Raw genomic sequence first — 13,797 nt, forward strand, 5'->3', positions numbered from 1 at the left:
GACGACCATGACCAACAGCGGGGGTGAAACCGATCACCTCGGCGGCAAGGGTGCCAACCTCATCGTGCTGCGTGAGGCCGGTCTTCCCGTGCCGCCGTTCGTCGTGTTGCCCACGCGGGAGTACGACGCGTTCGTGGCCGAGGCCGGGCTGGCATCCGTCATCGCCGAAGCGCTGAGCAAGGAGCCAGAGGCGGCGTCGCTGGCGATCATGGCCGCGTTCTCCCGCGCGAAGCCCTCCCCCACCCAGCGAGAGCGGATCGTCAGCGAGGTGGCCGCGTTGCTCGACGGCCCGGTCGCGGTGCGCAGCTCCGCCACGGCGGAGGATCTCCCGGGCGCCAGCTTCGCCGGGCAGCAGGACTCCTTCCTCAACGTGGTGGGCGTCGAGGACGTCCTCGCGGCGGTCGTCGCCTGCTGGGCGTCGCTCTGGACGCCGCGGGCCATCAGCTACCGGGCCCACCTGGGGTTCGACGCGCCCGTCAGCCTCGCCGTCGTCGTGCAGACCATGGTGGCCGCCGACACCGCCGGGGTGCTGTTCACCGCGAACCCGCGCACCGGCCGACGCGACGAGTCCGTGGTGGACGCCGGGCGCGGGCTGGGCTCCGCCCTCGTGTCCGGTGAGGTGACGCCCGACAACTACGTGGTCGAGACCCTCACCGGCGCCGTCCGCTCCAAGGAGATCGCCGGGGCGACGGCGGTGCTCAGCGCCCCCGAGCTGAGCGCACTGGTGGCGCTCGGCCGCCGGATCGTCGAACTGTACGGCGTCCCGATGGACATCGAGTGGGCCACCCACGGCGAGGAGCTGTTCGTCGTCCAAGCGCGCCCCATCACGAGCCTGTATCCGTTGCCGCCTGCGAACCCGCAACCGCATCCGACCCCCGAGGTGTGGTTCAGCTTCGGCGCCTTCCAGGGGGTGCTCGAACCGATCACCCCGCTGGGGCTGGACACGTTGCGGATGCTTCTCGCCGGCGCCCCCCGGATCCTGGGCCGACGCGTCGACTGGCGTACCAACCGGGCCTTGCAGCCCGCCGGAGAGCGGTTGTGGCTGCGGGCCGACGGCATCCTGCGCGTGCGCAGCACCCGCACGCTGGCGACCCGGTTCCTGCCCCTGGTCGAACCCGGCTCCGCGGCGATCCTCGCCGACCTCGGGGAGGAGCCGGGGCTGCGTCCGGTCCATCAGATGCCCGCCGCACCGACGATGGCCGCGCTGGCCGCGTTCGCCTCCCGGGTGGCCTCCCGCGGCCGGGCCTCGCTGCGGAACCCCGCCGCCGCCCGTCGTCACCTCGACCGGGCCGTCGACCGCCTCCTGGAGCGGATCAGCGCCCAGATGGCGAAGGCGGCCCGCGCCGACACCCCGCAGGGGCGGCTCAGCGCCCGCGCGAAGGTCATCGCCCTGATGGCCGACGAGGCGCTGCCGACGCTGCTGCCGCTGTTCGCCCCCGTGATCCTGCCGACCGTGCTGGAGCTGATGAAGCTGCGCGACCTGGCCGCCAAGACCGGGCTGCCGGACGCCGACGCCCTCGCCTTGGCGGTGATGCGGGGCCTGCCCGGCAATGTGACGACCCAGATGGAACTGGAATTATCCGATGTGGCGGCGACCCTGAAGACGGACGCCAACGCGTGGGGCTGGGTCGCGGAGACGCCCGCGCAAGACCTGGCCCGGCAATACCTCGCCGGGCGTCTGCCGCGGGTGGCGCAGGAGGCCATCGGGGCGTTCATGGCCGCCTACGGCATGCGTGGTGTCGCCGAGATCGACGTGGGCGCGGCGCGCTGGCGCGACGATCCGACCCCGCTGATGCACACGCTGAAGTCCTGCCTGGCGTTGCCGCCGGACGCCCAGCCGCGCACCGTCTACCTGGCCGGACAGCACGAGGCGGGCCGCTCGATCCGCACGCTGATGGACGCGTCGACGAAGCAGCGCGCCGAGAAGATCCGGCGCAGCGCGAAGGCGATCCGCGGGCTGGCGGGTGCTCGGGAGACGCCGAAGTTCACCCTGATCCGGGCTTTCGGCATGATCCGCTCGGGGCTGGACGCCTCGGCGATCGAACTGGTCGAAGAGGATCGGCTGGGTGCCGTGCAGGACCTGGCGTTCCTGCGGGTCGATGAGCTGAGCCGGGCGTTCTCGGCGAACTGGCATGAAGTGGTCGCGCGCAGGCGGGGCCGCTGGGAGGCCGAGCGGCGTCGCACGCAGGTGCCGCGGATCCTCGTCGAGGACGGCCGCGCCCTGTACGAGGGGCTGAGCGCCGGGGAGGCCGACCTGCATGGTGCGGGGGTGTCCCCCGGTGTCGTGGAGGGTCCGGTCCGGATCGTGCGGGATCCGCGGACCGCGCAGCTCGTGCGCGGCGAGATCCTGGTGTGCCAGGGGACCGATCCCGCGTGGACGCCGCTGTTCCTCATCGCCGGCGGGCTGATCACCGAGGTCGGCGGGCTGATGACGCACGGGTCGGTGGTGGCACGCGAGTACGGCGTCCCGGCGGTCGTGGGCGTCCACGATGCGACGCGGCGGCTCACCGACGGCCAGCGCATCCGTCTCGATGGGGCCAGCGGGAGCATCGAACTGCTCTAGACTTCCTATACCTAGAACTACAAGGTAGAGGAGGTGCTGGCATGAAACTGTCGAAAGACCTGGTCGCAGCGTCGGCCACGCCGATCGTCCTGGGCGTCCTCGCCACAGGCGAGGACTACGGCTACTCGATCCTGCGGCGCATGACCGACGCCTCAGGCGGGCGGCTGGAGTGGAGCGAGGGCATGCTCTATCCCCTCCTCCACCGGCTGGAGCAACAGGGGCTCATCACCGCCCGGTGGGGAGCGGCCCCCAACGGCAGGCGCCGCAAGTACTACGCAATCACACCCGACGGCACCGCCGAACTCGGCGGCCAGGCCGCCCAATGGCGCGCGGTCGTCGACACCTTGGAGGGGCTGCTCCCCGGCCCCCTCCCTCACGCAGCGGAGGCACGATGACGAGCAGGCAGCACCCCTCCCACGGGACCGGCGAGCCCGGCGCCCAGACCTGGTCGCCTCCCCAGCCTCCCTCCGGCGTCCTCGACGACCTGGCTGTCCCGCTGGCCGAGTGGCGCACGCTCATGACCCAACGCCCCGGCGTCACCCCCGACGACGTCGAGGAGTTGGAGGACCACCTGCTCAGCGAGGTCCAGGACCTGCGCCGTGCCGGGCTGAGTCCGGAGGAGGCCTTCCTCATCGCGGTGCGCCGCCTCGGCTCCCAGAACGAGGTCGCCCGCGAATACGGCGCGGTCCACACCGACCGGCTGTGGCGCCAACTCGTCTTCACCCCGTCTGCTCCCTCCCCGGCAGGAGCTTTGGCGGCCCGCTGGGACCTGCCGGCCGCCCTGGCGCTGGGGCTGCTGTCAGGCCTGGCGCTGCGGCTCCCCACCGCTCTGCTCGAAGGCGAGGCGGTCGGACAGGTCTACGCGCGCAACCTCGCCTTCGGCGTCCTGCCATTTCTGGCGCTGTACCTCATCGCGCGTTCGGCGCCGCGCTCACGCAGCGGGTTGACGGCCCTCGTCAGCGTGTTCGCCGTGAGCGCGCTGCTGGTCAACCTCTACCCCTCCCACGCCCCGCAGCAGACGCTGGCCCTCACCGCCCTGCACCTGCCCATCGCCTTGACGGTGACCGTCGGCATCGCCTACCTGGGAGCACGCTGGCGGGCACTGGAGGCGTGGATGGACTGGGTCCGGTTCCTCGGCGAAGCCGCCATCTACTACGTGCTCATCGCCCTGGGAGGCGGGGTCGTGACCATTCTGGTCACCCAGATCTTCCTCGCCGTCGGCCTGTACGGGGTCGGCACCGCGCTGAGCTGGGTGATCCCGATCTGCGCGGCCGGCGCCGTCCTGGTCTGCGCCTGGCTGGTGGAGGCCAAGCGCTCGGTGATGGACAACATGGCACCCGTGCTGACCGCGGTCTTCACCCCCGTCCTCACCCTCGGCATGCTGAGCTTCCTGGTCGTCGTGGTGGCGGGCGGACGCCTCGTGGACCTGGACCGCGAGGTACTCATCTCCTTCGATGCGCTGCTGATCGTCGTGGTCGCCCTGGTGCTCTATACGGTGTCCGCCCGGCGTCCGGAGTCACCCCGTCGCCCCCTGGACTGGATGCAGCTGGTGCTGGTGCTGGCAGCCCTGGCCGTGGACGTCCTGCTGCTGTGGGCGATGTCGGGTCGGCTCCTGGAATACGGAACGAGTCCCAACAAGCTGGCCGCGCTGGGCTGCAACGTGATCCTGCTCGTCCACCTGGCGGGCTCGGCCTGGCACTACCTGGGCGTCCTGGTGTGGCGCCAGCCAGCCCTGGGACTGCAACGGTGGCAGTGCCTGGCGCTGCCGGTGTTCGGGGTCTGGGCGGGCGTGGTGGCGCTGGCGTTCCCGCCCCTGTTCGGCTTCCGATGAGCCGAACCTCAGCGCCGGCCCCCGACGCCCTTGGCGAGTTCAGGCGGTGACGGTCGGCGCGAAGGCGTCCACGTTCAGGGCGCGGACACCGACGCCCAGGGCCGCGCAGACGACCCCCACGAGCACCGGGATCGCCAGCGCGACGGTGACGGAGGCCGCCTCGACGAGCATCCCGGCCGCCGAGGCGCCCAGGCCGACACCGGCGAGGGTGGCGGTCGCCAACAGCGTCAGCACCAGCGTGTTGCCGGCGCTGGCGAGCCGCTCGGCTGCCGCGTAGCTCGACACGAGCAGGGGCGCGACGCACAACCCGACCGCCAGGCACGCCGCGGCGAGGGCGGCCGCATGGAGGAAGGGTCCTCCCGTCAGCAGGGCCGCGGCCACGAGCATCCCCCCGGCAAGCGCCAGCAGGACGCCCGCGCCGATGACGCGATCGGGCAGGGACCAGCGCGCCAGCTTGTGGGTGAGCATGCCTGAGGTGGCACTGCCGATCCCGATGAACGCGTAGACGACTCCGGTGAACCCGGACGCCGTGTCGGCCAGGGAGGCCGTCACCGACGCCTGTACCGAGCCGAACACCAGGCCGACGGCCGCCGCGATCGCGATCCACGGGGCGAGCAGCCCTGGCCGGGTGAGACGGCGCCCCACGCCCGGCACGCGGGCCTGGGCACTCCGGTTGAGCAGCGCGAACCCCAGCTGGCCGCACACCAGCAGCACGAGGGTGACGCTGAGCGCCACGACCGGGGACACCACGGCGGCCAGCGTCGCGCCGAGCACGGGACCCGCCACGTAAGAGACCTCGTCAGCGACGGTCTCATAGCCCATCGCCACTTCGACGCGGTGGCGAGCGTCCGGATGGCCGGCGAACCGGGTCGACCACGAGGCGCGGGCCAGCGGGCCCACCTGGGCGTTGGACGCCCCCACCAGGGCGGACAGCGCGAGCGCCACCCCGAGCGGGGCGGGCCAGAAGAACAGACCGATCAGCCCGAGCAAGCCCAGGGCACCGGGGATGGTGATGACGACGAGGGTGCGGCGGTGGCCGATCCGGTCGGCGAGGGCCCCCACCAACGGGGCCCCGACGACACCCCCGAGACTGAGCGCCCCGACGAGCAGGCCCGCGGCGGCGAAGGAACCGGTGAGCACCTGACCGCTGACGAGCACGGTGAGGGGAAGCATGGCGACGGGGAGCCGGGCGAGGAAGGCCAGCAGCATCCAGGGGGCCCCAGCCGTCGAGACGAGCAGGGCGAGGGGGCGCTGACCGGCCACCGGGATGTCGGCGGCAGCCGTCGTGGTCGCCACGGGATCGAGGGTGGTGTCGGGCTGGGAATCAGAAGGGGTCATGGGTATCTCCGGGCACGCTGATCGCGGTGCACATCCCCCACCCTGATGCGCGGTTGCCTAACTACCGTCACCCAGGATACCCGGGACGTCAGAGCGCGCGAAAGGGGCCGCCCGCGGGCTCAGTCGCGCCCCTCGGGGCCCCGGTTGTCGCCCTCGGCGTCCCCGAACAGCAACTCGGTCATGACCACGTGGACGCGTTCGACGTCCGGCACGTCCGGGAGCGTGACGGGGGCTTCGGCCGCGGTGGTGAACTGCAGCGTTCCGCATCCCAGGAGGCGATCCAGCAGGGAGCGTTCGTAGGTGACGTTGTTGATCCTGCTCAGCGGCAGGTCATGGCCGGTGGTGGTGACGATCCCGTGACGGGTGATGACGCGCCGATCGGTGAGCGTGTACGTCGAGGTGAGCCACCGCAGGAACGGCACGAGCGTCAGGACGATGAACAAGATCCCCGCGACGACGAGGGTCCCCCAGTCGAGCCAGGGCCGGAGCCTCGGGATGGTCAAGGTGAACGCGGCAACCACGGCGGCGATCAGGAGGATGCCGCACAGCGCGGGAAGCACCAGCGCCTTCGGATGGGTGCGCAGGTGCAGCACGACGGTCTCGTCGGCGCCCAGGAGTCTGCGGGGCAAGGCCATGCCGCCATGGTGGCACGCCCATGGCCCAGGGGGGCAACAAAGGGGTCTTCGACGTGGCCAATCCCTACCCTGGAGAGATGGAGGCTGCTAGCTACGTCGAGAACATCGCCAACCGGACGACGATGCGGGGGGTCGTGTACGACATGACCCGGATCCTCACCGTGACGTGCATCGTCGTCGTGCCGCTCCTGCTGTGGGCGACGTCCATGCATCCGCTGGCCATCATCATCAGCGGCATCCTGGGCGTGCTCGCCGTCATCCTCGTGCGCGACACCATCGTGGTGACCCGCCAGTTGAAGGCGTCCCCGCTCGACCTGGCCTTTGATCCGGCCCCCGATCGCGGCCCCGTCTCCCCCGCGAACGTGCTGGGCGTGGCGGGCGGCGTGGGCGTGTTCGGGGTCGTCCTGCTGATCGTGAGCACCGCGATGGGGGATGTCGCCCAAGGGCTCACCTGGGGCCTGATCACCCTCGGTGTCGCCGGAGTGCTGGCGCTGATGTCGATCCCGACGTTCGGCGTCCAGGCCCGCAAGTGGCGGGTGCTGTCGGACGCGCTGCAGGCGCACCCGGAGCTGATCCCCTACCTGCAGGACGCCCGCGCCCGGTTCCCGCACAGCGCGCCGTTCCCGTTCTCGGCGCCGACCGATCAGGTGATCATTCCCTGAGCCGCGCCTCCAGCGCCGCCAGCAGCCGGGCGGGCAACTCCCGGCCGCGCAAGGCATCACGCCAGGCCTCGGGGATCGCCTCCACTCCGCCGACCAGGCCCGCGATGCCGCCGGCCACGCACGCGGTGGTATCGGTGTCGTGGCCCAGGGCGATCGCCGCCCTCACCACCTCTTCGTAGCCGGCGCCGTCGCGATTCAGGACGACCGCGGCCCGGAATGAGTCGACCACGTAGCCGGTCCCGCCCAGCGGGGACGCCTCACGCGCCCTCACGTGAGACTCGAACTCCGTGACGGCGGCGGAGCCCCGGCCGTGCACCCGGCGAAACGCCGCGACGGCGTCCGCGTAGCCCTCCGGGGCGGTCGCGCCGTCCCGCAGCCGCCGCACCCACAGGCTGTACACCTCGCAGCACACCACCGAGCGCAGGTGGGCGTGGGTGGGGGCCGAGGACGCGGCGGCGTCGGCGCACAGGGTGGCGTCGTCGCCGCGATGCCACAGCCCCAGCGGCAGCACCCGCATCAGGGAGCCGTTGCCGTTGGCGCGCTCATCCGACGCGCCTGCTCGGCCTGCCGGGACGCCGCCGCGCAACCGGTCGATGGCCGCCGAGGTCTGGATGCCGACGTCGAACACGTGCCCTCCCACCGCGTAGTCGCCGCGGTCCAGCCAGGCCACCAGCCGGGCACCCAGGTCGTCGGCGTCGAATCGGCCGCACGTCAGCAGGGAGTCGAGCAGGGCGAGCATCTGGGCGCCGTCGTCGGACCAGGTGCCGGGGTGGGTGCCCGCGTGCGCGCGGGCGAAGCCCGGCGGGGGCTTCATGGTGACGCGGCCGGGAAGCGCGTGGGGCGGATGGAACTCGTAGGGGACGCCGAGGGCGTCGGCGACCAGATGGCCCCAGATCGCTCCGGCGAGGCGCTGGTTCAGGGTCGGCATGGGAGCACGCTAGCCGGGTCGAGGCCAGCTGGGCGATGCCCAGTTCCCGGGTTCCCCCCGTTCGCCGGGTGCGCCCGGGGTAAACTGTGACGGGTCACGTCATTCACCGACGCATGCCCGTGACAAGGAGCCCACGTTGTTCGGAGACACTGCGCACGCTGGCACGAACGCCCTGCTGAACCGCCTCGCGGAGCACGCGCGTCCCATGATCGTGTCCCACGGCGGGGTCGCGGTCGGGGTGGTCTCGCCCAACACCTCGCGGGCGGTCCGCGCGGCGCTGCTGTCCGGCGCGGACGCCGTCAAGATCGATGTGAGCAGCAGCACCGACCACATCTTCTACGCCTTCCACGACGGCACCGAACCCGATCTGCTCGGCATCGAGGAGAACCTCCAGACGTTGCCCGCCGCCACGATCTCCGGCCTGAGCTATCAGCACCGCGACCGCCCCGGGCGACCCGCCCGTGTGGAGCGCCTCACCGCGGTTCTGGGCGACTTCCGTGGCAAGGAGGTGCTGTTCGCCCTGGATCGCTCGTGGTGGCGCTGGCCGACGCTGCTGAAGGTGCTGGACGGCCTCCAGATGGCCCAGCAGTGCGTGCTCAAGGTGCCCGCCTGGGAGTTTGCCGCGCTCGGCAAACTGCAGGCCCACAAGGTCAAGTACCCGACGCTCGCGATCTGCTCGACGGTCGAGGAGTTGCGGGCGCTCCCGCTGCACGACCCGAGCATCAACCTCGTCGGCGTGGAGCTGATCGCCCTGGACGAGGAGAGCCCCTGGTTCGACCCGTACGTGCTGGAGCAGTTGCGGCGCGAGTCGCTGCTGATCTGGGTCAACAGCGAGACGCTCACGACCGGCGTCCCGCTGTTCGCGGGGTTCGACGATGAGCGGGCCATCGAGCAGAGCCCGTCGGCGGCCTGGTCCCGGGTCCTGGAGCTCGGGGTGGACGCCGTCCAGACCGAGTACCCGTGGCTATTGCACGACCTGCGACGATTGCGGGCATGAGCACGCCGCAGCGCCCCGACGAGGGACCCGCGAGGAACCGGTTCGGGGTGAGCGACCGGGCCGGACGGGCGGTGATCGTGGTGATCGCCGTCGTCGCCGGCCTGTGTCTGGTCGGCGGGGCGGCACTCGTCCTCGCCGCGTTCCTGCTGATGTGAGCCGGTTCGGGGCGCGGCGGCTTAGGCTGGAAGGGTGACCTTCTTGCTTCGCCCGGCTCGCACTCCCGACATCCCGGCGATGCGGACGCTCATGTCTCCGTTCGTCAACCGCCGGATCCTGCTGGGGAAGGAAACCGTCGCCCTGTACGAGAACGTGCAGGAGTTCGTCGTCGCGGAGGTGGACGGCGAGGTCGTCGGCTGCGGCGCCCTGCACGTGATGTGGGAGGACCTCGGCGAAGTGCGCAGCGTCGCGGTGAGTCCCGACCACGGCGGCCAGGGCATCGGCGCGCGGATCGTCGACGAACTCGGGCGCCGCGCCCGCGACCTGGGCCTGTCGCGGCTGTTCTGCCTGACCTTCGAGGTGAACTTCTTCGCCCGGCTCGGCTTCGAGCCCATCGGGGAGCACGTCGTCGCCCCCGACGTGTACGCGCAACTGGTGCGCAGCCCCGACGAGGGGATCGCCGAGTTCCTGGATCTGGCGCATGTGAAGCCCAACACCCTGGGCAACACCCGCATGCTCAAGCACTTGTAGCGTCCGCGCCCGCAGCGCCCGCACCTCAGCCACCGGGAGCCGCGTTCGGGTCCGCGGGTGGACGCCTGAGTCAGGGTCAGCGGGTGGACGCCAGCGTCGGGTTCAGCGGGTGGCGACCAGGTCTGCGTAGTCGGGATGGCGTTCGATCCACCGGGCCACGTACGGGCAGGCGGGGATCACGGTGACGCCCTCGGCGCGGGCTTCATCGAGCGTCGCCCGCACGAGTTCGCCCGCCAGGCCACGCCCCTCGAAGGCGGGCTGGACCTCGGTGTGCGGCAGCAGCCAGACGTTCCCGTCGGGGATGTAGGTCAGCAGGCCGACGTGTTCGTCGTCCACCCACACCTCGAACTGCTGCCGGTCGGCGTTCTTGCGCACCTCACTCATGCGCCCACGGTAACCGCACGCCGCCGCCGCCGGGCGACTAGCGCGTTCGCCAGGGCGATGCCCGCGCTCGTCAGGACCGCACCACGGGAGACTGCGGCGGCGAGCCGGTTGGTGCGGGCGACATCGGCTGGCCGAGGCGGCTCCCCGTAGCCGAGCACGCCTCGATCCTCCACCACACCGCCGTACACGTTGCGGCCGCCCAGCCGGACGCCCAGCGCCCCCGCGAACGCGGACTCCACCACGCCTGCGTTCGGGCTGGGATGCGCGGCCGCCTGCTCACGGATCGCCCGCCATGCGTCGGCCCGCGTCCCGCCCACCACCGGCGCGCAGAGCCCGGCCAGCGCACCCGCCAGCCGCGCGGGCACCCAGTTGAGCGCGTCGTCGAGGCGGGCGGCCGCCCAGCCGAACCGCGTGTAGCGCTCGTTGCGGTAGCCGACCATCGCGTCGAGGGTGTTGGCGGCCCGGTAGCCCAGCAGGCCCGGGACGCCCGCCACCGCCCCCCACAGCAGCGGCGCGACGACGGCGTCGGAGGTGTTCTCGGCGACCGACTCGACGGTGGCCCGCGCGACCCCGTCGGCGTCCAGCACCGACGGGTCGCGGCTCACCAGATTGCGGACGCGTCCCTGAGCCCGGGGCAGGTCGCCGGCCTCCAAGGCGTCCGCGATCGCCTCGGCCTCGCGGGCCAGCGAGCGTCCGCCCAGGACCGCCCACGTCGCAACAGCCGTCCCGAGCACGCGGATCAGGGGACGGCGGCGTCCCACCGACTCGACGGCCACTCCGAGCGCGACGGCCCCTCCGACGAGGGTGGCGGCATACAGCGTCCCAGCGGGACGGGTGTTGCGATACAGGCATCGCTCCAGCGCGAGGGCCAGCGTCCCGAAACCCGCCACCGGATGAAACCGCTGGGGATCCCCGAGCGCCCGGTCGGCCAGCCAGCCGACCAGAATGCCGGTGGCGCGTGCGGCGCTGGCAAGCATGTTCGGCGTCCTCTCCTCGACGGTGAACCCGCCGCCGAGTGTGCCATACTGACGGCCGCAGAGATGAGCTGAGGAACACCGGTGAGCGCACGCGATTCCGGGACGGTCCCGCCACTGTGAGCGGGCTCATCGCCCGCGAGTCAGGAACTCACCCCTCCCTGCCGAGTCACGCATTCGGGCGAGGAAACCTGAGGAGGCTCCGGTGGCGCTACACGTCCCGGCGGATCGATCCACCACCATCCCTGACCCTGCACCTGGCGGCGCGTCCGCGGGCGAGCAGCAGGTCGGCAGCGTCGTCCTGGTCGGCGGCGGGCCGGGTGATCCCGACCTGCTTACCGTCGGCGGCCTGCGCGCCCTGCGGGAGGCCGACGTCGTCTTGTACGACCACCTGGCCCCGCTGGCCTGCCTCGCGGAGTGCCGACCCGACGCCGTCCTGATCGACGTCGCGAAGTTCCCGCGCGGCCACCAGACCGGCCAGGACCGGATCAACGAACTGCTCATCGAGCACGCGAGGGGCGGGGCGAACGTCGTCCGGTTCAAGGGCGGTGACCCGTTCGTCTTCGGCCGCGGCAGCGAGGAATGGCTCGCCTGCGCCGAGGTGGGCATCCCGGTACGGGTCATCCCGGGGGTGTCCTCGTCGATCGCCGGGCCCGAGCTCGCCGGGATCCCCGTCACGCATCGGGGGCTCACTCAGCAGTTCACCGTGGTCACCGGGCATGTGGGCCCCGACCATCCCGCCACGACGGTCGATTGGGACGCCCTGGCGCGCTTCGGCGGCACCATCGTGATCCTGATGGGCGTCAAGGCCCTTCCCGGGATCAGCGCCGGGCTCATCGCCCGCGGCATGGACCCGCACACCCCCGCCGCCGTCGTCGCGAACGCCGGGCTGCCCGGTCAGGCCGTGATCCGCGGGACGCTCGCCTCGCTACCGGAGGAATCCACGGCTGCGGGAGTCCAGCCCCCGGCCCTGACCATCATCGGGGCGGTCACCGCCCTGGATCTGCCGCTACCCGACTGACATCGCGCGTCCACGGACGTCAGCGTCGAGCAGCCGCGGCCTGGCCGCCGCCGGATGAGCCCACCAGCGGCGGCCAGGCCGAGACCTGAAGCCGTCAGGCCGTCGCCAGGGCACCCAGTTCGTCGGCCTGGGCCATCGGGCCGCAGCGCTCTTCGCGCAGGAGGCGGGAGCGCCAGCTGAACCAGGCGATCGTGACCGGGATGAGCGCCCCGATCCACGCCAGCGGCGCTGCGAGGGCGACGCCGACGAACCCCAGCGGTCCCACCAGCAGCAGGGCGGCAGCGGCACGGAATGCGAGTTCCATGAATCCGGCCAGCGTCGGCACCATGCTGGAGCCCAGTCCCTGCACGGCGTTACGGAGCACGAACAGGCTCGCCAGGATCGGGTAGAGGGCCGCGTTGATGACCAGATACAGGTGGGCGAGCTCGACCACGTGCGGGGCGGAGTCTCCGATGAACACCTGCACCAGCGGCGTCCCGAAGAAGAAGATCAACGCGCCCAGCAGGAGCGCGACCCCCCAAGCGAGCAGGCTGACCTGCCACACCCCGACGCGGATGCGGGCGAGCTGGTTGGCGCCGCGGTTCTGGGCGACGAAGGTCGTCAGCGCCATGCCGAAGGAGGCCAGCGGGGCGACGGCGACCTGGTCGACGCGCATGGACGCGGCGACCGCGGCGACCGCCTCTGAACCGAGGCCGTTGATCGCGTACTGCAAGACGATGGCGCCGATGGCGATGACGGACATCTGGAAGCCCATGGCCATGCCGGAACGCAGCGACTCGCCCAGTTCGCCGGGCAGGCCCCGCCAGTCGGAGCGGGCCAGCCGCAGCTGCGGCATCCGCAGCGCGATGAGCACGAGGCAGGCGATCACCGAGGTGAGCTGGGCGATCGCCGTGGCGAGCGCTGCGCCGCCGACGCCGAGCCCGAACGACCCGATGAACAGCACCACCAAGGCGACGTTCAAGACGCAGGACACGACGAGGAAGATCAGCGGCGTCGTGGAATCGCCGAGGGCACGGATGACGGCGGCGAGGTAGTTGAACGCCATGGTGATGGGGGCGGCCCAGAAGGTGATCCGCAGGAACGCGGTGGCGTCGGCCATCAACTCGGGCGGCGTCTGCATGGCGACGAGCATCGCCTCGGCGAGCAGTGTCCCGATGGCGGTGATCGCCACGGCGATCCCCACCGAGATCAGAGCACCCAACGCGACGTGGCGGCGCATCGCCCCCATGTCCCCGGCGCCGAAGGCCCGCGCCACCGGGATGCCGAGGCCGGTGGACGCGCCGAACGTGAACCCGATCAGCAGGAACACCAACGACCCGGACGCTCCCACCGCGGCTAACGCATCCACGCCGACCATGCGGCCGACGACGGCAGCGTCCGTGAATTGATAGACCTGCTGAAACAGGTTGCCAATCAGGAGCGGGAGGGTAAAGGCGACGATCACGCGCAAGGGCGTGCCTGCGGTCAGGGTTCTGGTTCTGGTCTTCATGCAGTCTCCGGGCGCGACGAACACGCCGAGTCGAGGTCGGTACGGTGGATCTCGCGGGGGGTGATGGCGGCGACGCCAGCGAGCACTTCGACTGTATCGGGACGACTTTCCACGGGGTGATGGGGTTGTCCCCAGTTGCCTTGTCAACCACCACCTTCCCCTCTCTTCGCCGAGGACTGAGCCTGGGGCCGCCGAGGACTGAGCCTGCGGCCCCCGAGGACTCGGCCCCACCCCGCCGAGGACTCAGCCTGCGGTCGCCGAGGACTCAGCCTGCGGTCGCCGAGGACT

Annotated in this window: 14 protein-coding genes and 1 riboswitch; of the genes, 8 read left to right on the forward strand and 6 right to left on the reverse strand. The window is 71.7% G+C overall.

The genetic code is table 11. The features are described 5' to 3' along the window. The first annotated feature begins 7 nt into the window (after positions 1-7). The 3 genes from V7E09_RS02085 to V7E09_RS02095 are packed head-to-tail and all read left to right on the forward strand — an operon-like array spanning position 8 to position 4,394. Entirely contained in the window at positions 8-2,563 is a 2,556-nt protein-coding gene (locus V7E09_RS02085) for a PEP/pyruvate-binding domain-containing protein (protein ID WP_324510983.1), read from the forward strand. 41 nt (positions 2,564-2,604) lie between these two features. Then, on the forward strand, positions 2,605-2,958 hold the full coding sequence (locus V7E09_RS02090; protein WP_324510984.1) for a PadR family transcriptional regulator: 354 nt from the start codon (positions 2,605-2,607) through the stop codon (positions 2,956-2,958). Beyond that, positions 2,955-4,394 (forward strand): permease prefix domain 1-containing protein, encoded by a 1,440-nt coding sequence (locus V7E09_RS02095; protein ID WP_324510985.1) that lies wholly within the window; start codon positions 2,955-2,957, stop codon positions 4,392-4,394. The genes V7E09_RS02090 and V7E09_RS02095 overlap by 4 nt, the downstream gene beginning before the upstream one ends. Before the next feature lie 39 nt (positions 4,395-4,433). On the opposite strand, the gene V7E09_RS02100 is transcribed toward V7E09_RS02095, so the two are convergent. Both V7E09_RS02100 and V7E09_RS02105 read right to left on the reverse strand, forming a co-directional pair. Then, positions 4,434-5,732 carry an MFS transporter gene (locus tag V7E09_RS02100; protein WP_324510986.1) on the reverse strand — a complete coding sequence of 433 codons (1,299 nt, stop codon included), beginning with the start codon at positions 5,730-5,732 and terminating at the stop codon, positions 4,434-4,436. A gap of 119 nt (positions 5,733-5,851) precedes the next feature. Further along, on the reverse strand, positions 5,852-6,367 hold the full coding sequence (locus V7E09_RS02105) for a PH domain-containing protein (RefSeq protein ID WP_324510987.1): 516 nt from the start codon (positions 6,365-6,367) through the stop codon (positions 5,852-5,854). A 53-nt stretch (positions 6,368-6,420) separates the two neighbouring features. On the opposite strand from V7E09_RS02105, the gene V7E09_RS02110 reads away from it, so the two are divergent. After that, a complete protein-coding gene (locus V7E09_RS02110; protein ID WP_324510988.1) occupies positions 6,421-7,029 on the forward strand; it encodes a hypothetical protein in 609 nt (202 codons plus the stop codon). Here the strand turns inward: V7E09_RS02110 and V7E09_RS02115 are convergent. Further along, positions 7,019-7,957, reverse strand: coding sequence for an ADP-ribosylglycohydrolase family protein (locus tag V7E09_RS02115; RefSeq protein ID WP_324510989.1), 939 nt, complete (start codon positions 7,955-7,957; stop codon positions 7,019-7,021). The genes V7E09_RS02110 and V7E09_RS02115 overlap by 11 nt on opposite strands. 136 nt (positions 7,958-8,093) lie before the next feature. On the opposite strand from V7E09_RS02115, the gene V7E09_RS02120 reads away from it, so the two are divergent. The 3 genes from V7E09_RS02120 to V7E09_RS02130 are packed head-to-tail and all read left to right on the forward strand — an operon-like array spanning position 8,094 to position 9,641. Then, entirely contained in the window at positions 8,094-8,954 is an 861-nt protein-coding gene (locus tag V7E09_RS02120) for a glycerophosphodiester phosphodiesterase family protein (protein WP_324510990.1), read from the forward strand. Further along, positions 8,951-9,109 (forward strand): hypothetical protein, encoded by a 159-nt coding sequence (locus V7E09_RS02125; RefSeq protein WP_324510991.1) that lies wholly within the window; start codon positions 8,951-8,953, stop codon positions 9,107-9,109. Before V7E09_RS02120 ends, V7E09_RS02125 begins: the two co-directional genes overlap by 4 nt. Positions 9,110-9,143: 34 nt before the next feature. After that, positions 9,144-9,641, forward strand: coding sequence for an amino-acid N-acetyltransferase (locus tag V7E09_RS02130; protein ID WP_324510992.1), 498 nt, complete (start codon positions 9,144-9,146; stop codon positions 9,639-9,641). Positions 9,642-9,743: 102 nt separating this feature from the next. On the opposite strand, the gene V7E09_RS02135 is transcribed toward V7E09_RS02130, so the two are convergent. Further along, on the reverse strand, positions 9,744-10,025 hold the full coding sequence (locus tag V7E09_RS02135; RefSeq protein ID WP_324510993.1) for a GNAT family N-acetyltransferase: 282 nt from the start codon (positions 10,023-10,025) through the stop codon (positions 9,744-9,746). Next, positions 10,022-11,002, reverse strand: coding sequence for a cobalamin biosynthesis protein (locus V7E09_RS02140; RefSeq protein ID WP_324522954.1), 981 nt, complete (start codon positions 11,000-11,002; stop codon positions 10,022-10,024). Before V7E09_RS02140 ends, V7E09_RS02135 begins: the two co-directional genes overlap by 4 nt. 70 nt (positions 11,003-11,072) lie before the next feature. Next, positions 11,073-11,152, forward strand: a riboswitch (cobalamin riboswitch). Between the two features lie 88 nt (positions 11,153-11,240). On the opposite strand from V7E09_RS02140, the gene cobA reads away from it, so the two are divergent. Continuing rightward, positions 11,241-12,020, forward strand: coding sequence for a uroporphyrinogen-III C-methyltransferase (gene cobA / locus V7E09_RS02145; protein ID WP_324511008.1), 780 nt, complete (start codon positions 11,241-11,243; stop codon positions 12,018-12,020). Between the two features lie 94 nt (positions 12,021-12,114). Here cobA and V7E09_RS02150 read toward each other — a convergent pair whose 3' ends face one another. Next, the gene (locus V7E09_RS02150; protein WP_324510995.1) at positions 12,115-13,509 is read right to left on the reverse strand and encodes an MATE family efflux transporter; all 1,395 of its coding nucleotides are present in this window, start codon (positions 13,507-13,509) and stop codon (positions 12,115-12,117) included. Between the last annotated feature and the right edge of the window lie 288 nt (positions 13,510-13,797).

The sequence above is a fragment of the Propioniciclava sp. genome (genome assembly GCF_036744435.1).
GTDB lineage: Bacteria > Actinomycetota > Actinomycetes > Propionibacteriales > Propionibacteriaceae > Propioniciclava.

Bases quoted from the DNA above. Each gene is read 5' to 3' on its own strand.
- V7E09_RS02095 (WP_324510985.1), top strand. From the start codon at position 2,955: ATGACGAGCAGGCAGCACCCCTCCCACGGGACCGGCGAGCCCGGCGCC.
- V7E09_RS02150 (WP_324510995.1), bottom strand. From the start codon at position 13,509: ATGAAGACCAGAACCAGAACCCTGACCGCAGGCACGCCCTTGCGCGTG.
- V7E09_RS02105 (WP_324510987.1), bottom strand. From the start codon at position 6,367: ATGGCCTTGCCCCGCAGACTCCTGGGCGCCGACGAGACCGTCGTGCTG.
- V7E09_RS02115 (WP_324510989.1), bottom strand. From the start codon at position 7,957: ATGCCGACCCTGAACCAGCGCCTCGCCGGAGCGATCTGGGGCCATCTG.
- V7E09_RS02125 (WP_324510991.1), top strand. From the start codon at position 8,951: ATGAGCACGCCGCAGCGCCCCGACGAGGGACCCGCGAGGAACCGGTTC.
- V7E09_RS02090 (WP_324510984.1), top strand. From the start codon at position 2,605: ATGAAACTGTCGAAAGACCTGGTCGCAGCGTCGGCCACGCCGATCGTC.
- V7E09_RS02100 (WP_324510986.1), bottom strand. From the start codon at position 5,732: ATGACCCCTTCTGATTCCCAGCCCGACACCACCCTCGATCCCGTGGCG.
- V7E09_RS02085 (WP_324510983.1), top strand. From the start codon at position 8: ATGACCAACAGCGGGGGTGAAACCGATCACCTCGGCGGCAAGGGTGCC.
- V7E09_RS02140 (WP_324522954.1), bottom strand. From the start codon at position 11,002: ATGCTTGCCAGCGCCGCACGCGCCACCGGCATTCTGGTCGGCTGGCTG.
- V7E09_RS02135 (WP_324510993.1), bottom strand. From the start codon at position 10,025: ATGAGTGAGGTGCGCAAGAACGCCGACCGGCAGCAGTTCGAGGTGTGG.